The organism is Candidatus Nitrosotenuis cloacae (genome assembly GCF_000955905.1).
In the GTDB taxonomy this organism is placed as follows: domain Archaea; phylum Thermoproteota; class Nitrososphaeria; order Nitrososphaerales; family Nitrosopumilaceae; genus Nitrosotenuis; species Nitrosotenuis cloacae.
In genome coordinates, this window is sequence record NZ_CP011097.1 from 931,416 (window position 1) to 954,536 (window position 23,121).

Here is a 23,121-nt window from a genome sequence, read left to right on the forward strand (position 1 = left end):
TCTAGCTGCCCCATCTTTTGTATAAGTCATGCTCAATGTCAAACTGGTCAAGACATTTGCCTACGGTGTGATCAATTATCTCCTCGATGGACTTGGGTTTTGTGTAAAATCCCGGAACCGGTGGAAGTATGGTTACACCAAGTCTGGCTAGCTTGAGCATGTTTTCCAAATTGATTGCAGTCAGTGGGGTTTCTCTGGTCACCAGAACAAGTTTTCTTGATTCCTTTAGTGTGACGCCAGCTGCTCGCGCCACCAAGGTTTCATCATATCCGTTTGCTATACCAGACAAGGTCTTCATTGAACATGGGATCACAATCATACCATTGTGCTTGAATGTACCAGAAGAGATTCCTGACGCTAAATTAGAGTCATCTGAATATTCTGCGGATATGGATTTGAGATAGTCCAGCTTGTGTTCAGTCTCCATTGCAAGGCATTTTTTTGCCCACTCGGTTATTACCAAATGCGTTTGGATATTTAGCTGCTTTAGAACCTCCAGTATTCTTACTCCGTAAATCACTCCGGTACTGCCAGTGATTCCAATTACTAGCTTCATTGTATTGATATGGCGAATTTGATTATTTTAAGCTGTAAGGGTGGAATGAATCTTGGACACTAGATACAACTAGACAGGTTTGAAAAAACTACACTAATGTGACAAAATCCCGGTAACACTTGGATTAAACTGGATTTCGAATTGGGCTTTGTTATGGACTAGTCTTCGGACTCGTCATCATCTTCGTCATCCATTGGCTTGATGATCTCACAGCTGAGTGGGTCGATATTGTTGGTTCCTTGGCCGCCATGACACAGATCAGTTCCGGCACCACCAGATATGATGTCGTTGCCCTGTCCCCCGTGAATTCTATCATTGCCATCTCCGCCGTTAATGGTATCTGCTCCTTGGTTACCATGTAGTTTGTCTGCACCGTTTCCGCCGTCTATAGTATCATTGTCTTTTCCGCTTGTCACCTTGTCGTCTCCATCACCAGAGTATATCTTGTCATTTCCTTGTCCTCCACCTATCTTGTCAGCCCCGCCTTGACCGAAGATCTGATCGTTGCCTTTGCCGCCCTTGATTTTATCATTGCCTGCACCACCAATGACACAATCATTGCCGTCTTTGGCTTCTACTTTATCACCGTTGTTGCCAAGTAGTATTAGATCAGCGTTCTTTGTTCCCTTGAGATTCTTTGATAGGCCTCCGCGGTTATCCATTACAGTATAGACGCCAGAGGATATTAGCTGCTCAATTGTCATATTATCACAGTACAACAGTACAGATGAAACTGGAACTATCGTTATGGTGACTAATCCCACATCAGAATCAGTTCCATCAGACATGACATACTCAAATGATGCAACACCTGAGAATCCAGGTGTTGGAGTAAAGATTACCTTGTTGTTTATGCTATCAAGTACAGCATTGCCGTTTTGCGAGTTTTGAACTTGTGTTATTACTAGAGGCCCTCCATCTCCACCATCAGAATCGTTTGACATCAGACTTAGTGATAGAATCTCAATTGGTGTATTCTGGTTTGTTGAGAATGGCCCATCATCTGTTACCACTGGTGGGTCGTTGATTGGGATTATGTGGATATTCACAATAGCAGTTACCGCGGTTCCATCACTGTCGGTTATCTGGTATGTGTATGAATCAGGACCATTTTGGTTTGTGTTTGGTGTGTAGGTAATGGTGTTGCCTGCATTTATGGTTGCAATACCTTTTGCACCTTGTGTTGTGATTGATACTATAATTGGTTGATCACCAACTACAGGATTGTTACCAAGGACATCGTTGGCCAGAACAGATGTTGTGACTGGCGTGTCCTCATTTGTGATGTCCGAATCGTCATTAGCTGTTGGGATGTCGTTTACTGGTGTAATTGTTATTGATACGGTTGCAGTATCTGTGTCTCCATCGACATCAGTTATTCTATATTCGTATGAATCAACACCGTTGAGATCTGCGTTTGGTGTGTAGGTGATAGTATTATCTAAATTGACTGTGGCAGTACCTAGTATGCCTTGTGACTCTATTGCTATGATGATTCCGCCATCACCCAAGTTTAGATCATTCGATAGAATGGCAGTTGTGGCTACAGTGTCCTCATTAGCAATTGTGGTATCACCTATTGCATCTGGTAGATCATCTACAGAGTTTATTGTAATCGACACTGTCGCAATATTGGAATCAGCAAATCCGTCATTTACCTTGTATGTAAAAGAGTCAGCTCCGAAATAATTTGCGTTTGGAGTATATGTGAATGAACCGTCTGGACTTAGCACAAATGCTTGTGAATGAGTAGGTCCAGAGATCAAAACTGTGGATAATGCCGGCGAATCAATATCGACATCATTTCCAAGGACGCCAGATATTGAAACCGAGAGAATGCTGTCTTCGTTGACGGCATATACGTCATCATTTGCAATTGGAGCATCATCTTCTCCACCCACCACAACAGTTACTGTTGCAGAGTCTTGTGAGCCAGCACTGTCTTTCATCATGTATGTGAATGTGTCAACTCCATCAAAGTTTGGTGCTGGGACATAATGTAGTGTGCCGTCTGGATTTTGCGATACTCCTCCAGTTGTGCCTTGTGTAAATGATACGATGCTCTTTGTGTCTCCCACATCCACATCAGAATCGTTCGTCAAAACATCAAAGTCAGCCGCGGTGTCTTCATTTGTTACCACAGAATCATCATTTGCAATCGGCACATCATTTATCGGATTTATTATAATCTCTACGATTGCAGTTGCAGAATCTCCATTAGCGTCAGTGATTTGGTATATGAAAGAATCTGCTCCATTAAAGTCAGGGTTTGGTGTGTATGTGATGGTGTGATCTGGATTTAGGATTACATCTCCATTTGATGCGCTTCCAACCAGAGATACCGTAATTGGTTGATCACCGATTGCCGGATTATTTCCAAGAATGTCATTGGATAATACATTTATGATTATTGTGCTGTCTTCATCAGTTACAGCAGCATCTGAGATTGCAGTCTGGATGTCGTTTATTGGATTGATCGTGATGTTTACCGTTGCGGTATCTGCATCTCCGTCTACATCAGTAATACGGTACAAAAATGAATCAGGTCCGAAATAGTCGGCGTTTGGTGTGTATGTTATGGTGGTGTCTGGATTTATGATAATCATTCCGTGCAAGGGCGGCAGCTCTGCAGATATGGTGATTGGAATGTCCCCTAGAACCGCGTCATTAGTAAGGACTGAGATTACTACGGCAGCATCTTCATTTGTGGTTGTAGCATCATCGGTTGCGACTGGAATGTCATTGATACTGTTTACTGTTATAGTGACTGTGGCAGTATCGCCATCACCATCCGCATCAGTTACTCGATATACATACGAGTCAAGGCCGTGAAAATCAGCATTTGGTGTGTATGTTATAGAGTTGTCGGGATTTGGGATCACCATGCCATTTCCTGCATTTGCATCAATAGTTACGACCAGACCATTATCGCCAAGCCCTGAATCATTTACCAGTACATTGGTTGTGACTGCAACGTCTTCATTTGTAGTTGCAGTATCGTCGTTTGCAACTGTAATGTCATCTATTGGGTTTATGGTTATTGATACAGCTGCAACATTAGAATCCAGAAAACCGTCATTTACCTTGTATGTAAAAGAGTCGGCACCGAAATAATTTGCGTTTGGAGTATAGCTAAATGATCCGCTTGGGTTCAATACAAGCATACCATTGGATGATCCAGCTACCAAGACCGATGATAGTGAGATACCGTCCACATCAGAATCATTTGTCAATATTCCCGGTGGCGGTATAACTAGAGTGACATCTTCATTTGCAATGTAGGAATCATTGATTGTTTTTGGTGCATCGTTAATTGGAAGAATAGTAATTGATACAGTGGCCGGATCGGAGTTATTGGCTCCATCGTTTGCTTTGTATGTAAAAGAGTCGGCACCGAAATAATTTGCGTTTGGAGTATATGTGAAAGAACCATTTGGATTCAACGTTAGAATGCCATGTGTGGGCCCAGCAATCAGAACAGATGTAATGGTTGGAGTATCACCATCAGAATCATTGCCAAGAACACCTGGTGCTGGAACAGTCAGCATCGTGTCCTCATTTGTCGTGTAAGAATCGTTAACGGCTACCGGTGGGAGGGATACATCATCATTTAGTATTGTCCCGATTCCTTGTGAATCAGAAATAATTCCAAATGAGGGGGTTGAGATATTAACAAAAAACGTCTCATCGGGCTCAAAACCAGCATCACCAAATATTGAGACTGGGATTGACTGAGTGAACACGTTTGGTGCAAATGTGAGGGTTCCGGAATTTGAAGTATAGTCGATTCCTGCAAGCGCTGCGTTTGGGCCAATCCCATTGGAGGTTACAAAATTAATTGTAACCGGCACAGAGTGAGTTTGGTCCAATAGAGTAACGACAAAGTCAGCGTTTGTAATGCCAATATTGCCTTCAAGTATTGGTGTTGCGTCATTAATTGAAAAGACACATTGATTGATTGGTGCAGTGCCACCAATAGTGCCACTCAGCGTTCCACCACATTTGATATGAATCAAGCCGGAATTGGTGATCGTGCCAATGTTGTCAAGGCCTGTTCCAACAGTGTTTGATATTGTGATAGTACCGGTGTTTGTGATGACGCCGAGCGATCTAACTGTAATTCCGCCGTTTATGCTGGAGGTCAGTATGTTGACAGTGCCAGAATTGATGAGCATTCCACTAGCTGCAGGACTACCAATAGTCATGCCGGTGCCGCCAGCATTTACCAGATTTATTATGCCAGGGTTGTTTAGTACACCTCCATTAAAAATACGAATTCCACTGTCCCCCGTATTTTGTACTGATAAGGTTCCAAAGTTTGTGATGGTGCCAGTATTTCCAACTTCACTTGGGATTGTGACTGTTATTCCAGGATTGATTGTCACTGAATTTCCTGCTACAACATTGGCACCAGGGGAAATGCCTCCCAGCCAAGTCGAAGGTGAGAACCAGCTGCCGGAATTTACTGCAGTAAAAGAATCCGCAAAGGCTTCTTGAATCAGTAAAGCAGGACTAAGCGTTCCAGTCAGAAGAATTATTGAGATCAGTCCTGTCAAAATTGAATAATAATTTTTCAGCACCAGTCATTCAACTCCCAAAATGGGTCAAATTGTGTAACGTATGATGTTCCTATCCCCAATGCGCTATAGGAAGTTTTTTTATATTTAAAGGATCTTTTGCGTATAAAATATCACAGTTTTTCTCAATTAATAAAATAAAGAAAAGTAGGCTCGAATCAAAACTAGGATTTTCAGAACGACATAATCAGAAATGATAGAGATGTTATATTACCAATATTTTCTCAAATAATCATTGATTAAAAGATCAGAGATTTCCAAAATCATGCAAAACTATTCTGATTTTAGAATCGGCGTTTTGGGCAGCCACTCTGCACTAGAAATAATGGATGGAGCAAAAGACGAGGGAATATCCACCGTTGTGATATGCCAAAAAGGCAGAGACATCCCATATAGACGATTCAAGCGAATTGCAGATGAGATCATTGTAGTGGACAAATTCTCAGAAATGGCATCGCCAAAGATGCAAAAACTATTCATCGATACCAACACCATAATAGTTCCACACCGAGCACTTACTGCCTATTTGGGGTATCATACCATAGAGAACAAGTTCAAGGTCCCAATTTTTGGAAATAGAGGACTGTTTCAGGCAGAAGAGCGCAGTTTTTCAAAAAACCAGTACTATTTGTTGGAAAAATCCAAAATAAGACTGCCAAAGATATTTTCTGATCCGAAAAAAATCGACAGACCAGTAATAGTAAAGGTGCAGGAAAAAAAGCGCAAAATGGAGCGCGCATTTTTCACAGCGTCCAACTATCAAGACTTTATCATAAAATCACAAGAACGAATCAAAAAAGGAATCATCGATGCCAAGGAACTCAAAAAGGCAAGTATCGAGGAATTGGTACTTGGGACATACATGAATTTCAATTATTTCCACACTCCAGTCTCTGATCAGGTTGATTTCATTGGGATAGAGCGAAGGCTGCAGACAAACATTCATGACTATAATGCATTGCCTGCAAAGCAACAACTCGACATTAATCTTGATACACAAAACATCGAAGTAGGCCACACCCCTGCCAGCATTAGAGAGTCCTTGCTGGAAAAGGTCATAGAGATGGGTGACAAGTTTGTAGCAGGTGTCAAAAAAGTATATCCACCGGGAATAATCGGACCGTTTTCATTGCAATCCGTGATTACAAAGGACTTGGAGCTAGTTGTGTATGATGTATCATTGAGGGTTCCTGGCAATCCCATCGTAGCTACCACCTCGCCATACACAAAATACCAGTATGGTGAGACATTTGGGGTGGGAAGAAGAATAGCAATGGAGATCAAGCGAGCCCACCAAGAAGGCAGACTGGAAGAGATTCTAACTTAGGTTTTCCGTCTTTTCTTTTAGTAACGTGTTTCGAACCAAAATAGGAATGTTGTAAAATGCAGCAAGTGCTACTGCGTCCGATGCACGATAATTCCTAAGAACAATGTCCTTTTTGCCAGTAAAATACAGGTTTGCGCGTAGAACACTTCCGCTCTCATACACCTTTACTTTGACTAGAAGCATCTCGTTTCCCTCACATATTTCCTCAATCATGTTGTATATGGTGGGCAGTGCATCGCGTCTGCCTTCCACAAATGACTTGATGTGTCTTGCCACCTCGCCAGAGAATGCGCGCATGTGAAATTCTTTTTTGTCATCGGATTGTAGTATAATGATGCCTTCCATTGCATATGGATCAATGAATCCCACATGAGTTATTTTTGCAGAAGAATAATCTGGTTCTTGTTTTTGGTTTATGTTCAATTGTTTTTGATATGGTTTTGGTTTCTATTAAATAATACATCTGATCGTATGGATAACTTATCAGTTCTACGCGGCTCTTAAATGCAAAATCATAGTTATTGTAATCAATGAAAATAGACATACCACTACCATGTCCGGCATGTGGCGGAAAAATGTACTCAGTTGGGTATGAGACCCCTCTGAAGATCCTAAAGGCCAGAACTTGGCACGTCTGCAAAGAATGCAAGTTCTCACGAAGCGTAGAAGACTTCAAAAAATCGCTCTGCTGTGCATAGCGGTGGATTAGTTTTCTATTTTCTTATTTTTTAGACACACAAGTTAAATAATTAATGTGAACATTATCCATCATGTCTGTTAAGGTTAAGGATGTTAAAACAAAAGCAATCAAGGAAAAAGACGGCACATATTCACTTGCTTGTTCTGCATTAGGTGTATACAGCAACGGGAAGAACCTCAAAGATGCCAAAAAGAACTTTGCTGAAGCACTCGAATTACATTTGTCAGTATTAAGAGAAAAGGCAACAAAGATCATTACGGCGTGAGTAAGCTAAGTCCAATACACGGTAAAGAACTAGTCAAAATCCTATCTAATCAATTCAATTTTCATCCAATACGACAAAAAGGTAGTCATGTCACACTCACCAATGGAACAATTTACGTAACCGTTCCACTAAAAGAAATTCGTATTGGGTTGTTAGGAACAATACTACAGGATTGTGGAATTACACGGGAAGAATTTCTAAAACAAACCTAGATACGATTTAATTTTAGTGGGAATTGAGCTCAAACTAGAATGGCTCAAAGGGATGGCAGGGCACTGATCACACTAGGGTTTGTGTCCATTGCAATTTTGTTTTTGATTTACGCAAGACTTGGCAACTCTGAGGTTACGCCAGCAGCACTGGAATCAATTGAGAGGTTAGGTGTGACGTTTTATGGTATGATGTTATTGGCACTTGGCGCAATTGCGTATGGATTCTATCAGTACCACAAATACAAAGTAGAAAAAAGTCAGAATGACCCATTTTCAATCATAGCGCAGGTGACTTGGAATTCTAAATCACGTAAGATCTTTCTTGCAACATCAATCGGATATGGAGTGTTTTTTGCCCTCACATCAGGCATACTGGTGTACCAGCCAGACGTTACGTTTTCATACCATTACAACGTGGCAGTGCCCTCGGCCCAGATCGCCCCATGTTGTGGGGAAATTGGCTATGTTCCAAAATTCATCTTTTACATAACAGAACATGTTGGAATGCAAGTGATTCCAATCAATTTGATATTACAGATTACGGTATCATATTTGGTTGGGCTAAATGCGGCAATTGCCGTAAATGCATTTTCCATATTGCGCAAAAATGCAGGCATGGGAAGTGTAGCGGCAGCCACTGGACTATTCATTGCATGCCCTACTTGTGCTGGAACGTTTCTGTCGTTGTTTGTTTCTGCATCCAGTGCCGTGGCATTCACACTAGCAGTCACTCAACTACAAACCATACTAATTGCAATATCGATTCCGCTATTGGTGGTAACGCCAGTGATAATGGCAAAAAAGATCAAATCCAGTGGCTGGAGCTGCAAGACTAGCTGAATTTTTTTACTTCGGGAATAGTCCAGTTTCCAATATCATAGCCATCACGCCTCAGATACTTTAGCGTCAGTTTGTAAATCAGCTCGTCATGGTCTACCTTTTCGAGAATTTCAGACCAGAGAATTTTGCCATTGTGTGCAATGTGGCTTTTGAATTCTGGATTTAGTGCTTCGGCGATTTGTCTGCACTGATCAAATGTCTTTCCGTTTCGATATGCACGAACACGTCTGTCACAGCTTTCCATGGCGTAGATAGTATGATGTCCAATAAAACATTATTTGTCTTGTCTTGCTTTGTCTCTACCTTTTTCTGCTGCCTCTTTTCCTGCATCATATGCTTTTGTTCCAAGCTCGGCTCCTTTTTCTATTCCTTGTTTTCCAAGCTCCGTTCCCTTTTCAATTCCTTTTTCGGCAGTCTCTTTTAGTTTTTTTAGAAAACCCATAGAGATGTTGCACATCTAGTGATTCATAAAGAATTTGATTTTAGTAGTCCTTTAGCTTCTCAACTATTATCTTAAAGATCTCATTGTTATCCAGTAGGATGCACGGTATGTTGTTTTCCATGCAGGCCTGTCCACTTTCCGTATCCCGTGTAATTAGGATCAATCTGTTTTCCTTGGCGTAATTTATTACAGAATAGTCAGTATGTAGTTTTTTTCCCTCGGTGATCAGTTTTTTGACGGAATATGCCTCATGGCCTAGAATTTTGAGTTTTTCGTCCCAGCCATCATCCATCTCATCAACTAAGATCTTTGCCATGCACAAAGTGATGATTTTGTGTATTTATTTCAAAGCTAGATAAACATGTAACCTATCACAAGTGGAATGAATATTGCCAATCCAACGGCTGCACTCAAAATTCCGACCACATGATGAGCATCCATTGTGTATGATAATCAAAATATGATGTAAGATGTAGTATGTCCAAAACAAAAACAGCACACTCTAAAGGTGAGATGTAATCTTTTTTGCCTTGTTTATGATGTTCATCTTCTTTGTGGCGCTGACCTCTGGCTCTAGGGTGAAATAGACGGTCTTTCTTTTTGGATAGATTACCATCTGGGTTACCTTTTCGCGCTCTACTTGGACGTATCTTACCATTCCTAGTGACTTGTTGAATTCTTGCCTCATCTTGCGTCTTTGTGCTACTTGTTTGCAAAAATGCTCTTCTTCTTTTTGGGTTTTGAGTGAGGTCTTGCCCTTTCGCATGATTGATTCTAGTATGTTTCCTTTGAGATCAATTATTGCTGCAAAACGCATCACAGGATCAATTCCGATGATGTCTTCTACGATTTCCAGGTGTGTTGCGCGCTTGTAGACGTTCAATTTTCTCTGACTCTGGTCTGGCCAAATATAATTGGTTTAGGCAATTTGCTGTTAGGTATGGATCAGATTTTCAAAAAATATAATCTCATATAGAATAGTAAGATGGTGAGCATTCATACTGTTTTGGCTCGATTGGAAAGACAGTCAATGCTGGAAAAGATGCGTATAGTCGACGTAGCGTCTGAAAAAAGAATGCTTGCAATAACTCCACAGACTGCTCGATTCTATCATGATTTGCTGGTTAGAATCAAGGCCAAGAACATTTTGGAGCTTGGAATGTCAGTTGGCTATTCTACATTGTATTTTGTAGACGCGATGCGATATAATCACAAAAACCCTAGAATCACCACACTAGAGCACAGCCCGCTCAAAATCAAGATGGCAAAATCAAATTTTGAGGCAGCCGGAGTGGCAAAATTCATCAAAATCAGACATGGTGAGATCTCGAATACTCTCAGAAAAATGCCAAAGGATCAGAAATTTGATTTTGTTTTGGTTGATGCGGACAAGGAAAACATCATTGAATACTTTGATCTGGTTTTGCCAATGGTGAGAGTAGGTGGAATCATTGCCACTGATAATGTGTTATTGCCAAAAAAATATCAAAAATTCATGGACAAATACAGAAAACACATCAAATCACACAAAAATGTGCTTAGTGGGACGATTCCGCTAGGATATGGTCAAGAAATAACAATCAAAATAGCCTAGACTTTTTTGCCAATCTTCTTTATTTGGGAAGATTCTGTGCTGATTGCCTTTGCCACTGCCTTTCGTTTTCGCTCTAATTGTTTTATTTTTGTGGTTTCCTTTTTCTTTTCCTTTGTGATGGCTGTCTTTTGGGCTTTGATCTGCTTTTCTATTGTGGATTTTTCCTTTTTGATTGATTGTAGTTCGGATTGTGCCATGCCAATATGTTTTTCCAAAGTTATTCGCTGGGCCAAGATCTGATCAACTAGCGCTTGTTCTGATTGTATTTGTGACAGTGTAGGTGCAGCACTTGCTAGATTTTTCTTTTCTTGTGTTATTTTTTGAGACAGAATTGTTTGTTTTTGTTTTGATGATTCCAGGAATTTCTCATAGCTTGATACTGTTCTGAGTAGTTTTGCCTGTGATGCAAGCTTTGCCTTTTCCTGCTTTACTTGTGCTTCCAGCTGACGCTCTTCTGATTTTGCTTGTTCTGTTATCTTTTGGTTTTGTGCTTTGATCTCTTCTAGCTGTTCTTTTTCTTGCTGGATTCGTCTTGCCACCTCTGCTTGCTCTGCTAGTCTTGCACGCTCTTGTGCTGCTTGGGCGGCAATCTCTGCCTGCTCAGATTGTAGTTGTAGTATGATGCCATCACGTTCTTTTTTGGCAGTCTCTAGTTGTGCCTCTTGAGCTTTGATCTGCTCTACTAGCTTTGTTTGCTTGAGCATGTTTTGACGCTCTTGCTCGATTTGCTTTTTGAGGTGTTCCTGCTCGATTTTGACCTGCTTTTCAAATTCTTGCCTGTCCAGAATAATCTGCATCATTTTTGATTGCTCGATTCGGATTCTTTCCGCCTCGGTTTTCTCATGGTCTAGCTTTGTCTGTTCGGTGGCTAGCTGCTTTTGGATTTGCTCAAGGTTTGGGGTTTGGTCCTGCCAGCCTTTTGGTAACGTACCTTGTGGCTTGCGAACACTGGGCTGTAAGGTCTCGATTTTTTGATTAATGATTGATTCAAGATTGATTATCTTTTGGTTTGCCCACGTTACTTGGGATTTTAGGTGCTCTATTGTTTCATTAGAGTCCTGCTTTGGTGTAATATCGGTATAGTTGATTTTTTGTCCTAGTTTTGATTCCAGGTATGATCGGTCACTGCGATATAGTGTCTTTCCTTGCTTTAGAAATTCTAAAATGAATTGCAGTCTACCGGTGTCTCCATTCCCAGATGAGATTAATTTTTGAATCTTAGTCAGGGTGTCGTCTTCAACTTTGAGCATTTCCTGCATTCCTAGATCTTGCGCAAACTTTGCGTCAATGTATTTTTGATCAGAGTTGTATAATGGCCTGTTTTGTTTTAGTAGATTCAAAATGTGAGTCAGTCTTCCGGGATCACCATTGCCAGTGAGTAATAGTTTTTCTACAAACGCCCTAGTTTCTGCCAGAGTCAAGCTAGCCATACCCGGTTCCTTTTTTGTATGTAGGACTGGTATTTTAAGACCTCAGAGATTTACTAAATTTTACAAATCATGCACGCCTAGTCGAATTCAGCCGTATGGAATATAGCTTTTTCCATTGTTTGACATTTTTTGAGGATCTTATTATGATGATTCGATCAAAGGTGTATGATTTTTTCATTTTGAGATTCTTGATTAGATTTGTTTTGGTCTGTGGTTTCATCTTTTTGTAAATCAGGCTGATGTGGGGCTCAAAGGAATATTTTGTTTTGAGGTTTTTGGCAAGAATCTGATTGGTGTATGATAGAGACTTGTCTTTTTTTATTTTGAGAAATACAGTTTTCCAGAGATAGTCAGATTTGCCAATTCCTATGCTTTTTGTGCGCATTACATCAAATTTGTTCTCATTTAGGACTTGTTTTGCTTGCGACAGTGAGCGGACCTTGCTGTATAGTGTAATATGTGCATCAAACTTTGGCGCACCATATTGTGTTGCAAGGTTTTTTATTATTTGATTTAGGTATTTTGCATCTTTTGCGGTTGGAGCAAGCCAGATGGAATAAGTCATGCCATTTTCTGCATGACTATATTTCGGTATTCAGGATATTCGATTGCAGAATAACCCTCGCCAAACTCTTCTGCAAACATGGTATCTGTGATGGCAGTCAACAAATGAGCAGCCATTGGCGGAACTGTAATGATTGCAGGTGCGGTTATTGTTTGAATTGTCTCTTGGTTGGTATTGATGTTTTTTTCTCTATATTCCAGCATGCCAGACAAAACATGGTGCTTTGTCTCAAATGTGTGATAATGCCCCCCTCGTGCAAATCCTTTTTTTATTTCTACAATGTTGATGCTTTTTTTGCCATATTTGAGAAACAATATGGTGCCCCTTGCATCAGAGGCTTGCTTGTCAAATTCTAGTTCCATGGTGGCTCCGAATCACACGGCTTGTCCTGCATCTATTTTGAGGCTCAGTGTAGGCGATAAAGCAGATGGGTTGTCAATGCTTTCCCACACAAAAATTGTTGCCTCAAATTCTCCGGCTTCGGTTGGAGTCCAGGAAAGTGATGGTGAGAATGATTGTGCCGGAGACAATGTTCCTGTGATCCATGCTAATGATACTGTGATCCCATCCCGGTTTTGTACCTGGACAATATACGCAAAGTCTTGCTCAAAGTCTTGGTTGTTTTTCAGATCAGCTGTAATCTGGACCTGCTTTCCCACCTCGATTGTCTTGGTGCCAGAGTGTGGTCCCAGTTTTACTCCTTCTTGGGCATAAACCATACCAATCATAGTAATGGCAAACAATGCAAAGATGGCATACTTGAGCATCAAATACAAATTCCAAGAACGAGCTTGATAAACTAATCTTCTTGCTTTTCCATGTATTCTACGGCACATGTAGTAGAGCAATAATTGGATGCCCTGTGCTTGAACTCTTTGCCGCAGTGTTTGCACTTCATGATATGAAAGCGACTATGAGGGTATGATAAGACTAACTATAAAATACCAAATCTGGAAACGCCCATAGTAATACTCTGATACTGAGCTAAGCAGTGGTTGTGGTGGCGGATCTGAGATAGTTTATCTCGTCTATGATGGTGTCTCGTAGTTTTTCCAGCTCACGTATTCTGGATCGGATGGATTGGTGCTCTATATTATCAACATCAAACCAGTACGGAGGCAACATTATTACAGAATCGGATTGCATGGATTGCTTTGGTGGAATTTGCTTAAAAGATTCACTAATAATTTGTCTGTATGATTTTTTTTATAGATGGGCTGGCAGTGTTTAGTTGCCAGGGTCCGGCATTAATCCCCATCTATTGATACGAGTTTGTGAATTTTGTATTAAAGGCTCACGTAGGAATTATCTAGAGATGCCGCACTTTACATAATATTTTTGGTGATACTCTTCTGCCTTGTAGAACTCTGGTGCTGGTTTTATCTCAGTTGCAATTTTTTTACCAAGTTTTTTGGATGCATCCAGATTTTCTTTTGACTGTGTAGCAATTTTTTCCTGCTCGGAATCATGGCAGAATATTACGGAACGATACTGTGTGCCAACATCTGGGCCTTGTCGGTTTAGCTGTGTTGGATCGTGTGAGCTCCAAAACACATCTAGTAGTTTTTCATATGGCAAGATGCTTGGATCATATTCTACTTGGACTAGCTCTGCGTGTCCCGTTTCATCGGTACAGACCTCCTCGTATGTTGGGTTTTTTGTGTGTCCTCCACCATATCCTACTGCTGTGGACTGGACGCCCTTTGTGGTCCTAAAAATATCCTCGACGCACCAAAAACAGCCTGCGCCAAATGTTGCCTTCATAGTTTGGTATGATATAATGTGAGATTAAAATGATTATCCAGATCGAGGACAAAAGATAAGCATGCTTTATGAGTAGGATTTACGGCGAAATTTCAAAGGGACGAAGTTGGGAATAGAACGATACATCAAAGCTGGAGTGATTTCATTTATTGTTTTGATTGGTTTTGTGATAGTTTTTTGGATATTGCCGAATTCCATTAACAATTATTCGCAGTATTTTGTATTTCCACCAGACGAGAACTCGGCAAAAGAAAGGTTTCTTCAGACGCCAGAATATCAAACATTCAAGGAAAGATTTCCAAAACACTCGACGGATTTTTGGATGAATAAATGGGAAGCACAATTTAGTGCATCTGCAATAAATCCAGAAAATCAGAACATCGTCATACTACGAATGAATACTAGTTTTAGTGACGATAGGATATACATGTCTGCACACTGTGACGCCATGGCAAAAAAATCTGGGATCAGATATGACGCAGGCGATGTTACGGTAAAACCATTCTTAGAGACTACCAAATGTCTCGAAATCACAAAGTGAGATTATTTTTCATACAGCCATATCTCTAGCTTGGTCAGAGGAAGGCTCAGATTATCCGGCAGTACGATGAGCAGGCCGGAGTCCTTTGCCACATCATTGCAGGTACCAGAGAATCGGGCATAGTTCTTTCCACTACACTCATCATAGTACTGGAATTTGGCATTGCTTTGATCATAGTTTTGCTGCTCTAATATTGATGGTACAAAATAGACATCAAAGCCTATTGTGTCATCATTCATTTTTATGGTGTAATCAAATGATGATGTTTCCTTTGATGTGCAAATTGGAATAAACTGGGAATAGCCGGATTTTATCTGAGATTCGTGCTCGGCATTATTTTGCTTCCCTGGAACCGAATTATACAGTGTGATGTTTGGGTCTGGGCTTTTTTGCACACCACTTGCATATTCAATTTGGTGGCGGATTACGTCTGCTCCAAACCTTGCATAGTGAGGCTCCCAGGAATCATGACAGTTTGTGTTGCTGTTTTGCACCAAAATGTAGGGCTTGTCATGAGTGTAGCGAATCTCATCGACATTGTTTTGCTTTGATATCTCTAGTCTGTCCTCTGAGCTTAGTGGAATTTTTTGGCTATTTGACCACACATTGGTGACCTCGTATACGATATTTCCTGGATAGCTGTTCCAGCCCGGCTCTAAATGAACATAGATTGACTGCTTGTTTATTGATTGTTGCTGCAAGACAAATGCAGACACAATATAGTATGATATGATTACACAAATGATTCCAATTATGATATAATGGATTTTTCGCATGTGCTTGCTAGCAATGTAAGGGGGTTTTTCAAACTTTTGATCACGCTATTGGATCGCCGGTCTCATGATAGTATTGGTGCTCTAGCTCTTTGATGCGCTCGGATATTTTGTGATCATACTTTTTGGCTAGCTTGGCCTGTAGGGTATGATATTCTTGGACCAGTTTGTTTATCTCGGATTTTTTCATTTGCCAAATTCTAGGGATTTTGCTTTTTTGATGGATTTGCTAATTTCGACTAGCTTGATGTCTATCTTTTTTGCCCTATCCAGTGAGGATTGGTACTTGGAGTAAGAGTCTCGGTATTTTGATTCATAGAACAATGCGTCTGCCTCGTCTTGGACTAGTTCTGCGTCATTTAGGAACTTTTTTGCAGCCAAAAACGAGTCCGTGGCCTTTTGCATCTCAGCCTGGGATGCCTTGTTGGTAATCCAGGTATAGTTTAGCGAGGGTGTGATTTTTTGCAGTGCAGTTTTTGTTGCAAATAGTTTCTTGTCTGATAAGGTCTGGATTTTGGTTGCCTTTAGCTTCCAGTCAATGATTTTAGTCGAGTTTGTTGCCTTGAGCGTGGCAGGTGACTTTAACTGCAGCCATGATTCGTAGCTTTCAATTTTTGGATACATGATATCATTTGGATCATCGCTGTGGGAAAACCCAATTGCGTGTCCTAGCTCGTGCTTTGTTATTTCCAATGCATAGTCTGATGATACAAGATTCCATTTTTTGTCCTTGAAATAACCTAGCGTGATGGTTAGTCGTGGCTTGCCGTACTCGTTTAGGGTATTGGTGGTATAGTATCCAAGCTTGCCCCCATCATACTGGCTTGCCCATTCCAAGACAAAGTCTGCAGTGTCTTGTCTAGTGGCGATTTCCAGTTGTAGTCCGGGCATTTTTTGCTGCCAGTATTTGATTGCATCATTTAGTACTGTTCCAAACTGTTTTTCCCATGATGGCGGCATTTTTTGCACATACATTTTGTAGGTCTGAGCATCAGCTGGAATCGGAATGAATCCAAAAACCGCAACCAGTACGATTCCACCAAGAAATAACTTCATGAAAACTCTGGATTATTCTCACAAATAAGGCCCATGTTGTGTTTTTGGTATTATCTGGTAGGCTCGGAATAACTCTGGGTTGAAAATACTATCGATATGGAATTTGGATCATCGGCCGCAATGAAAAACTCGCCGCTCTTGCAGGATTTTGGCATGATCAAACCCCACAAAGTCACCTGGACCACATCTCGGTCTGAGCGCAATTCTAGATCAGGTGAGTATAGTTTTTCCATGCCCGCACACACCTTGACTTCCACTATATGCCAGACGTGCAGTGTTCTTGATTTTGATATCTTGCTTATCTGGGCTGACTTGTCGGTTTGCATGGTTTTGAAATCCTTGATGTCTTTTTTTATAGAATATTTTTGTGGCGTTGCATCTGCGGTATTGATTGTCAGAACCGAGAGCACAAGGAATGATATCAGCATTATCCCAGACAGCCTCATGTGGTCATAATACCACAAAATATAATTTAAGATTTCTCGGCGTGTTTGTGTTGGATTTTTGATCTTATTACCATTACCAGTAATGCTGGTGCACCAAGATAGATTCCTGCATTTAGCATTACAACCAGGATTCCATATCCTACCAGTTCGGATTCCGAGTCAATTCCTGCATGATTCAGAATCGATAGCGTGGATAGCATTGGTGTGATTGTTATTTTGATTACTTCCTTGAATAACGGATTTTGTCGTTCTAGGTCTGCCACGTCTGGACTAAATGAATAATAAAACTCGTTGAATCCTGACATTAACGCAGTCCCAGAACCACCAAACAGCAATACATTATCACGTAGCTCTCTTAGGGACTGGACCTGTGGCGATAGTTCTGTTCCATATGTTGCGGTTGCAATTAAACATCCACCACCAAATGGCCCGTCTGCTTTATCCACAACACAGACTCCCTCTTCGATGTGAGTTCCAGGACCGCACAGCAATTCAACTGGTTCGGGCTCTGGAATTTCCAATACCTCGTATATTGTCTGGCCTGGGAAGTTTTTATCAAACCATTCCTTGAATGCGGCCTCGGAATTGTATCTCTCCACATATGACTGTGGGTCCTTGTCAGGATCTGGAAATCCCGGAATGTGGGTTGTGGGGGTTTGTGGCTCTGGCTCTGGTTCTGTTTCGGTTTCTACGATACAGGTCTGGGTCTCTTCATCAAACATTGTTCCTATGCCACATTGGGTTGGCTCTGGTGTTTCCTCTACTGGTTTTGGAGGATCTGCTGTTTTGATAGATACCTCATTTGATGCAACACTCAGTCCTGCTACATTGATTGCGTAAATTCTATACGAGTAAGTGTTTGCAAGCAGTCCGGTGTGTGAATATGTTGTGGTGCTGGTCTTGCTGGTTAGTGTACGATACGAGTCTTGACCTATCTTGTATTCTATTTTGTAGCCAGTGACTTCTGCACCGCCAGTAATTGATGGTGTAGACCAGTACAGATTGATCTGAGTTGATGAAACTAGATTAGCTGATAGTGTAGGTGGTGTTGGAGGTTTTGCATTGACAGGCACGGATGGCGGTGGTGTGACTATGGTTGATGTGGTTGGGGTTGCGGAAACCTCTGCAGATGAAAGACTTGTTCCAGATGATGTGATGGCATAGATTCTGTATACGTGTGTGGTTCCTGTGACTAGTTTTGTGTGGGAATATTTTGTAGTGGAATTTTGTGTACTTGGTGTTAGCGTTTCAAATTGTGCAGGTCCTTTTTTGACTTCAATCTTGTATCCGACTATAGTACTGCTAGTTGATGGTGCAGTCCAGGATAGGTTGATTTGTGTTGGTGAGACGGGGGTTGCAACAAGATTTGTTGGTGGATTTACCGTTGTGGTACTAGTTGGGGTTGGTGGCACTGCATTTGATGTGGATAGTGGTGTAGCAGTGGCATCTGCAGATCTTGGGCTAGAGCCCAGCGTGAAATATGCAGACACTACATACGTGTAGGTCTTGCCTGTGGTGAGTCCGGTTATAGTGTAGGTATTGACAGAGCCGACATTGTCCTGAATTACTTTGTAGCTGTCCTGTGAAATTTTTTCCTCTATCTTGTAGCCGGTGATTGATTGCTTGTAGGTTTGCGATGGTGCAACCCAGGTTAGCGTGATTGCCGTAGGCGATATGGCAGTAGCAGTTACGGTTGGCGTTGTGGTGTCCTTTGGCGTGGCAGAGACCTCGCTTTGTGTGCCGGCCCCTACAGAGTTGATTGCCGAGACTCGGTAATAGTATTGAGTGCCTGTGGTAAGGCCGGTGTGAGAAAATGAGGTTGTTGTGCTTTGCGAATTTGCAACCAATACCTCAAATGCGCCAGCACCTTTCTTTGATTCAATTTTGTAGCCAGTGATTGCCGCACCGCCATTGTTGGATGGAGCACCCCAGGACAGATTAATTTGAGTGGGTGATGCAGATGTTGCGGACAGATTAGTTACTGATCCTGGTACATTAGAAGATGATGAAGACGATGTTGGGGTGGATGAGGCTTCATTTGATGCGATGCTGGTTCCAACACTATTGATTGCAGAAACTCGGTAAACGTAAAGCTGTCCTGATGTCAAGCCGGTATGTGAGTATGTGGTGGTTGTGGTACCGGTGTTTGATACGAGATTTGTGTAGCTGCCAGAGCCGATCTTGTATTCTATTTTGTATCCTGTAATTGGAAATCCGCCTGTGCTAGATGGTGTGGCCCAAGACAAGTTTACCTGGGTACCAGAGTTTGCAGTGGCTACCAGTGCGGTTGGTGCACTAGGTACGCCAGATGTTGAGGATGATGTTGGAGTAGCAGATGCTTCGCCAGAGGTAGCACTTGTTCCGATATTATTGATGGCAGAGATCCTATACGTGTAGGTTGTACCAGTTGTCAGTCCGGTATGGGAGTATGTTGTGGTTGTAGTTCCAGTGTTTGATACAAGGTTTGAGAATGTTCCAGAACCTGACTTTGCTTCTATTTTGTAGCCTGTAATTGGTGAGCCGCCATTGTTTGAAGGGGCAGACCAGGACAGATTCACTTGAGTTGGAGATACGGGTGTGGCAGACACGCCTGTTGGAGAGCCTGAAACGGTTAACGCTGAAGATGATGTTGGCTGTACCACTACTTCGTTTGAGGGATTTTCGCTTGTGCCAAATTGTGTAATGGAATAAACTCGATAAAGATAGACCTGGTTTGTAGTTAATCCGGTATGAGAATAGGTGGTTGCGGTGCTGCCGGTGTTTGACACTAAAACAGAATAGCTGCCAGAGCCGATTCTGTATTCGATTTTGTAGCCGGAAATAGGATAGCCACCAAAGCTTGTTGGCGCAGTCCAGGAAAGATTTGCCTGAGTTGGAGATGCTGCAACGCCAGTCAGTCCGGTTGGTGCACCGGGGGCAGAACCAGTAGATGATGAGGTTGGTGTGGCAGAGGCCTCGGACGATGGATTTCCAGTACCGACATTGTTGATTGCGGATACCTTGTAGGTGTAGGTGTTGCCACTGGTCAGTCCCGTATGGGAATAATTTGTGGTAAATCCAGTGCTTGCAACTAGAATTGAATAGCTTCCAGATCCAATCTTGTATTCTATTTTGTAGCTGTTAACGCCGGTTCCGCCATCATTGGCAGGTGCCGACCAGAACAGGTTTACCTGTGTTCCTGAAACGGCAGTGGCGGTAAGGTTTGTTGGAGGATCAGGGGCGGTTGCTGCAAACGCCTGAGTTATGGATGCGAATAATATGACATAAAATAATGCGAATAGATACGCCTTCACAGCTGAAAAAAGCCCTTCACAGATTGATAAACACTTGGACTAAATCATTAGTGATGAATTGATTGAATTTTCTTATGGTACGATGCTGCCTGCGGATTTGGCATAGTCGGATTCATACCATACGGTTTTGTATTCTGAGCTTTTGGATGATATGATATTGATGGCAATGTGGGAAAAGGTCTTGGATTTACTAATAGAGCCGTGCGTGTGAAGCGTGTTTTTTGGAATGTATACTATGTCGCCTTCGTTTAATGGGATAGATTCGGTTTTCTTTATGGCAAAGTGCGATTTTTTGTTTTGAAGCTTTTTGTATAGTTCCAGTTTGCCTTTGCCTTTTGTTGCAATTAGGATCTGGTTACCATTGTGGGTATGGAGCTTTGTCTTGGAGCCGCCTTTGAAATAGACGTGATAGATGTTGTGCTGTTCTGAGTGTATGGTACCAGATATGTCCTTCATGGAGGTCTTGCCGGTAAACCAGTTTGGGTTTATCTTGCGGGGGTTTCCAGGGGAGTAAATGTTGGCTTTTCTCATTATGAAAAAGTCATCATATTATGGATATAATCCAATCAGGTTTTCTGAAAGTGGTCTGCTGATTCCTTTTGGTATTCCAGAATACAGGATTCACAAAAAGAATCCCATTCTGTGATGTGTAGTTTGGCAAAATAATCAATGGTCCATTGGTATGGTGGGGTTTTTCTATATTGGAACTGTTGGATGGTGTAAATGTCTTTTTGATGGAATTTTTGCAGGCACTTTTTGCACTGGGCATCCTTCATAGTGTGATATGAGTGGGGATGTTTTTAGAGATTAGGAAAATTCCGTGATTTTTGATAAAGCAGATGTGATATTTAGCAGATCCGCACTTGCCACAGTTTTGTCAGAGATTAATTCAGCGTAGAATGGATCAGAATCCATTTTTTGTATATCTGATTGATAGCAGCTCAGTGCTTTCTCAAATAATGTGATATCAGACTCCAATCTGGACAGCACCTCAGAGTTTTCCAATCCTTCACTGATTTTTTTAATCAGTGTTCCAACCAAAGGATATGCCTTCATTGCCTCTTGCTCTACAATTTGCGCAAACATTGGCGCGTCCTTGATTTCAGGCGAGTTCCTAATGTTGCGCAGCCTTTTTTTGTAATGGTTTAGTGCGCGCAGTACCAACTCGTATCCACCTTCCTCTTTGAGATAGATTCTACCTAACCATACCTTTTGAGACATTATTGGTATGGTATGATTAGATTATTTGTAAATATCATTGTGGATTTAGTATGCTGGTTATCACATCCAGAACATGTTGGTATTCTGGTGTTGCGGCATCTCCTCGGACGAGAAGGGTTCCGTTTTTGTAATATATGGTTTTGATGTTTTTAACTCGCGTAAAGATCTTGAAGGACTCCATGATTGATGGATCATCGGATTTGTAGAATATCAGATTAAAGTCCGTTCGCAGTCGATTGGTAATGATAACAAAGTCGTCTTGGGTGATTTTTCTTACAAATTCCAATTATATCCTACAGTGTGTGAGTAAAGTGAACAACATATCTCTATTATGGTATTTTGCGATTGGGTATGAACATGGTTGTAACAACTCGCATGTATCACAAAATGATCCAAGATGAGCCTACCATATCAGACATGGACAAGATTGATCTGGAATTAAAGGGCAAAAAAGTTCTAGCAGAATAATACTACCACATTCCGCCGGCACCATCTTGACCGTCCATTTTCTTGGCAGGTAGGTGTCCGTGAGCCTTGTTGATGTGTCTCTTTAGGCGCTCTGGGTCGTGTAATTCCATTCCACAGGTTTTACATTTTGTTTGGTTTGTTTCTTCCTTCTTTTTGAAGAGGCCCATGGATTTGGTTTTGGAAAATGTGTTATAAATTAATCTGACTGATTACTAGTATGAAATGTCAGTGTGAAAAGTGTCATTGTAGTGAGGAGTTTGAACCAATTGACAAAGAGAATCTCCTCAATACCATACAGCATGGACGACTAGATAAGAAACAGATTGAATTTGCGATGAAGAGACTAGATAATGTTTTGTGTGAGAAATGTTTTCTCAATAAACATCAGACCAATTAGTAAAAGTCAGATTTACAGACGTGTTAGATTTGAATGCAGATAGAAAACGTCTTTGGCTAGGTACAATCGAACAAATAGATTCTAGAATTATGAATGAATCCATGCCAATTTCGATGAATCATTTCAATAAAGAAAGTATATGAAATTATAATTCCTGCATCAATTGTTTAAGTTCTTCACGCATCGTATCGTTTAATGTTGGAGTTTTTAGATAATTCTCTACAAATTCTTTAGATATTGTTTCCTTAGTTGGTTCTAACTCAGAGCCTAGAAAACTACCAGATATCGAATTGTTAGAATGCTCCATAATGAATACTGAGAACTTGCCAGATCGTTCGGGATCGTGATAATTTCCAACAGGACTTAAAACTGTAGCAATGAATCCTCGTTTTCCATGAAAGGGATCTTTTTTCATTAATCTATGAATTTTAACAATATCGCCAATTTTCAAAAATTTATCACTTTCTTGTTTTTTATTCCATTCAGATATGGCCTGTTCAATAGGGATATCTTTTCTTATTCTATCTGAAAGAAATTCAATGGCGCCATCGGGTAATACTATTTTCTTGGATTTCATCTAACATCTGATCAGATTAATAATCAATTAAAAAAGTTAAGCTGTTTCTCCAACAAATCCTAACCTACGTCATTACG

Annotated in this window: 30 protein-coding genes and 1 pseudogene; 7 read left to right on the forward strand and 24 right to left on the reverse strand. The window is 41.2% G+C overall.

Annotation, left to right across the window (positions count from 1 at the left end):
• Position 1: 1 nt before the first annotated feature.
• Both SU86_RS05315 and SU86_RS05320 read right to left on the reverse strand, forming a co-directional pair.
• The gene (locus SU86_RS05315; RefSeq protein ID WP_048187990.1) at positions 2-556 is read right to left on the reverse strand and encodes a UbiX family flavin prenyltransferase; all 555 of its coding nucleotides are present in this window, start codon (positions 554-556) and stop codon (positions 2-4) included.
• Between the two features lie 158 nt (positions 557-714).
• Positions 715-5,136 (reverse strand): beta strand repeat-containing protein, encoded by a 4,422-nt coding sequence (locus SU86_RS05320; protein ID WP_048187992.1) that lies wholly within the window; start codon positions 5,134-5,136, stop codon positions 715-717.
• Between the two features lie 232 nt (positions 5,137-5,368).
• Here SU86_RS05320 and SU86_RS05325 point away from each other — a divergent pair, with 232 nt between their 5' ends.
• Positions 5,369-6,460, forward strand: a complete 1,092-nt coding sequence (locus tag SU86_RS05325) for a formate--phosphoribosylaminoimidazolecarboxamide ligase family protein (RefSeq protein WP_048187994.1) — start codon at positions 5,369-5,371, stop codon at positions 6,458-6,460.
• Here the strand turns inward: SU86_RS05325 and SU86_RS05330 are convergent.
• Positions 6,452-6,883 carry a bifunctional nuclease family protein gene (locus tag SU86_RS05330; protein ID WP_048187997.1) on the reverse strand — a complete coding sequence of 144 codons (432 nt, stop codon included), beginning with the start codon at positions 6,881-6,883 and terminating at the stop codon, positions 6,452-6,454. The two genes, SU86_RS05325 and SU86_RS05330, sit on opposite strands and share 9 nt — an antisense overlap.
• Positions 6,884-6,990: 107 nt before the next feature.
• On the opposite strand from SU86_RS05330, the gene SU86_RS09905 reads away from it, so the two are divergent.
• The 4 genes from SU86_RS09905 to SU86_RS05345 all read left to right on the forward strand — a co-directional run bounded on the left by SU86_RS09905 (position 6,991) and on the right by SU86_RS05345 (position 8,477).
• Positions 6,991-7,158: a hypothetical protein gene (locus tag SU86_RS09905; RefSeq protein ID WP_177318921.1), complete on the forward strand. Its 168-nt coding sequence runs from the start codon at positions 6,991-6,993 to the stop codon at positions 7,156-7,158.
• Between the two features lie 72 nt (positions 7,159-7,230).
• Positions 7,231-7,425 carry a type II toxin-antitoxin system HicB family antitoxin gene (locus SU86_RS05335; protein ID WP_048187998.1) on the forward strand — a complete coding sequence of 65 codons (195 nt, stop codon included), beginning with the start codon at positions 7,231-7,233 and terminating at the stop codon, positions 7,423-7,425.
• Positions 7,422-7,637, forward strand: coding sequence for a type II toxin-antitoxin system HicA family toxin (locus SU86_RS05340; RefSeq protein ID WP_048188000.1), 216 nt, complete (start codon positions 7,422-7,424; stop codon positions 7,635-7,637). The genes SU86_RS05335 and SU86_RS05340 overlap by 4 nt, the downstream gene beginning before the upstream one ends.
• Before the next feature lie 39 nt (positions 7,638-7,676).
• Entirely contained in the window at positions 7,677-8,477 is an 801-nt protein-coding gene (locus SU86_RS05345) for a hypothetical protein (protein WP_048188002.1), read from the forward strand.
• Here SU86_RS05345 and SU86_RS05350 read toward each other — a convergent pair.
• The 4 genes from SU86_RS05350 to SU86_RS05360 form a co-directional block, all read right to left on the reverse strand.
• Entirely contained in the window at positions 8,470-8,721 is a 252-nt protein-coding gene (locus SU86_RS05350; protein ID WP_048188004.1) for a hypothetical protein, read from the reverse strand. The genes SU86_RS05345 and SU86_RS05350 overlap by 8 nt on opposite strands.
• A 30-nt stretch (positions 8,722-8,751) precedes the next feature.
• Positions 8,752-8,919 (reverse strand): hypothetical protein, encoded by a 168-nt coding sequence (locus SU86_RS09910; RefSeq protein ID WP_177318922.1) that lies wholly within the window; start codon positions 8,917-8,919, stop codon positions 8,752-8,754.
• 40 nt (positions 8,920-8,959) lie between these two features.
• Entirely contained in the window at positions 8,960-9,235 is a 276-nt protein-coding gene (locus SU86_RS05355; RefSeq protein WP_048188006.1) for a DUF5615 family PIN-like protein, read from the reverse strand.
• Between the two features lie 186 nt (positions 9,236-9,421).
• A complete protein-coding gene (locus tag SU86_RS05360) occupies positions 9,422-9,802 on the reverse strand; it encodes a DUF6659 family protein (RefSeq protein ID WP_048188007.1) in 381 nt (126 codons plus the stop codon).
• A gap of 105 nt (positions 9,803-9,907) precedes the next feature.
• Here SU86_RS05360 and SU86_RS05365 point away from each other — a divergent pair, with 105 nt between their 5' ends.
• On the forward strand, positions 9,908-10,513 hold the full coding sequence (locus SU86_RS05365; RefSeq protein ID WP_236687664.1) for an O-methyltransferase: 606 nt from the start codon (positions 9,908-9,910) through the stop codon (positions 10,511-10,513).
• Here SU86_RS05365 and SU86_RS05370 read toward each other — a convergent pair.
• The 6 genes and pseudogenes from SU86_RS05370 to msrA all read right to left on the reverse strand — a co-directional run bounded on the left by SU86_RS05370 (position 10,510) and on the right by msrA (position 14,272).
• On the reverse strand, positions 10,510-11,943 hold the full coding sequence (locus SU86_RS05370; RefSeq protein ID WP_148550805.1) for a coiled-coil domain-containing protein: 1,434 nt from the start codon (positions 11,941-11,943) through the stop codon (positions 10,510-10,512). The two genes, SU86_RS05365 and SU86_RS05370, sit on opposite strands and share 4 nt — an antisense overlap.
• Before the next feature lie 67 nt (positions 11,944-12,010).
• Positions 12,011-12,508 (reverse strand): hypothetical protein, encoded by a 498-nt coding sequence (locus SU86_RS05375; RefSeq protein ID WP_048188011.1) that lies wholly within the window; start codon positions 12,506-12,508, stop codon positions 12,011-12,013.
• Positions 12,505-12,870 (reverse strand): cupin domain-containing protein, encoded by a 366-nt coding sequence (locus SU86_RS05380; RefSeq protein ID WP_048188012.1) that lies wholly within the window; start codon positions 12,868-12,870, stop codon positions 12,505-12,507. The genes SU86_RS05375 and SU86_RS05380 overlap by 4 nt, the downstream gene beginning before the upstream one ends.
• A gap of 12 nt (positions 12,871-12,882) precedes the next feature.
• A pseudogene (locus SU86_RS05385) lies at positions 12,883-13,176 on the reverse strand (hypothetical protein); the annotation flags it as partial.
• A gap of 316 nt (positions 13,177-13,492) precedes the next feature.
• Entirely contained in the window at positions 13,493-13,654 is a 162-nt protein-coding gene (locus SU86_RS09765; protein ID WP_158507475.1) for a hypothetical protein, read from the reverse strand.
• A gap of 159 nt (positions 13,655-13,813) precedes the next feature.
• Positions 13,814-14,272: a peptide-methionine (S)-S-oxide reductase MsrA gene (msrA, locus tag SU86_RS05390; protein WP_048188015.1), complete on the reverse strand. Its 459-nt coding sequence runs from the start codon at positions 14,270-14,272 to the stop codon at positions 13,814-13,816.
• A gap of 106 nt (positions 14,273-14,378) precedes the next feature.
• On the opposite strand from msrA, the gene SU86_RS05395 reads away from it, so the two are divergent.
• Positions 14,379-14,813: a hypothetical protein gene (locus tag SU86_RS05395; RefSeq protein WP_048188017.1), complete on the forward strand. Its 435-nt coding sequence runs from the start codon at positions 14,379-14,381 to the stop codon at positions 14,811-14,813.
• Positions 14,814-14,815: 2 nt separating this feature from the next.
• On the opposite strand, the gene SU86_RS05400 is transcribed toward SU86_RS05395, so the two are convergent.
• The 11 genes from SU86_RS05400 to SU86_RS05445 form a co-directional block, all read right to left on the reverse strand.
• Entirely contained in the window at positions 14,816-15,589 is a 774-nt protein-coding gene (locus SU86_RS05400; protein WP_048188018.1) for a hypothetical protein, read from the reverse strand.
• A gap of 40 nt (positions 15,590-15,629) precedes the next feature.
• Positions 15,630-15,776, reverse strand: a complete 147-nt coding sequence (locus SU86_RS09915) for a hypothetical protein (RefSeq protein WP_177318923.1) — start codon at positions 15,774-15,776, stop codon at positions 15,630-15,632.
• Positions 15,773-16,642: a matrixin family metalloprotease gene (locus tag SU86_RS05405; RefSeq protein ID WP_048188020.1), complete on the reverse strand. Its 870-nt coding sequence runs from the start codon at positions 16,640-16,642 to the stop codon at positions 15,773-15,775. Before SU86_RS05405 ends, SU86_RS09915 begins: the two co-directional genes overlap by 4 nt.
• 50 nt (positions 16,643-16,692) lie before the next feature.
• Positions 16,693-17,088, reverse strand: coding sequence for a hypothetical protein (locus tag SU86_RS05410; protein ID WP_048188022.1), 396 nt, complete (start codon positions 17,086-17,088; stop codon positions 16,693-16,695).
• A gap of 26 nt (positions 17,089-17,114) precedes the next feature.
• Entirely contained in the window at positions 17,115-20,381 is a 3,267-nt protein-coding gene (locus SU86_RS09375) for a fibronectin type III domain-containing protein (RefSeq protein WP_052755535.1), read from the reverse strand.
• Positions 20,382-20,453: 72 nt separating this feature from the next.
• Positions 20,454-20,912 carry a cupin domain-containing protein gene (locus tag SU86_RS05420; RefSeq protein ID WP_048188024.1) on the reverse strand — a complete coding sequence of 153 codons (459 nt, stop codon included), beginning with the start codon at positions 20,910-20,912 and terminating at the stop codon, positions 20,454-20,456.
• Positions 20,913-20,947: 35 nt separating this feature from the next.
• Positions 20,948-21,157: a hypothetical protein gene (locus tag SU86_RS05425; RefSeq protein WP_048188025.1), complete on the reverse strand. Its 210-nt coding sequence runs from the start codon at positions 21,155-21,157 to the stop codon at positions 20,948-20,950.
• 31 nt (positions 21,158-21,188) lie between these two features.
• Positions 21,189-21,602 (reverse strand): hypothetical protein, encoded by a 414-nt coding sequence (locus SU86_RS05430; protein WP_048188029.1) that lies wholly within the window; start codon positions 21,600-21,602, stop codon positions 21,189-21,191.
• 34 nt (positions 21,603-21,636) lie between these two features.
• On the reverse strand, positions 21,637-21,888 hold the full coding sequence (locus SU86_RS05435; RefSeq protein WP_048188030.1) for a hypothetical protein: 252 nt from the start codon (positions 21,886-21,888) through the stop codon (positions 21,637-21,639).
• 184 nt (positions 21,889-22,072) lie between these two features.
• Positions 22,073-22,237, reverse strand: a complete 165-nt coding sequence (locus tag SU86_RS09920; RefSeq protein WP_177318924.1) for a hypothetical protein — start codon at positions 22,235-22,237, stop codon at positions 22,073-22,075.
• Between the two features lie 375 nt (positions 22,238-22,612).
• Entirely contained in the window at positions 22,613-23,044 is a 432-nt protein-coding gene (locus SU86_RS05445; RefSeq protein WP_048188033.1) for a hypothetical protein, read from the reverse strand.
• Positions 23,045-23,121: the final 77 nt, after the last annotated feature.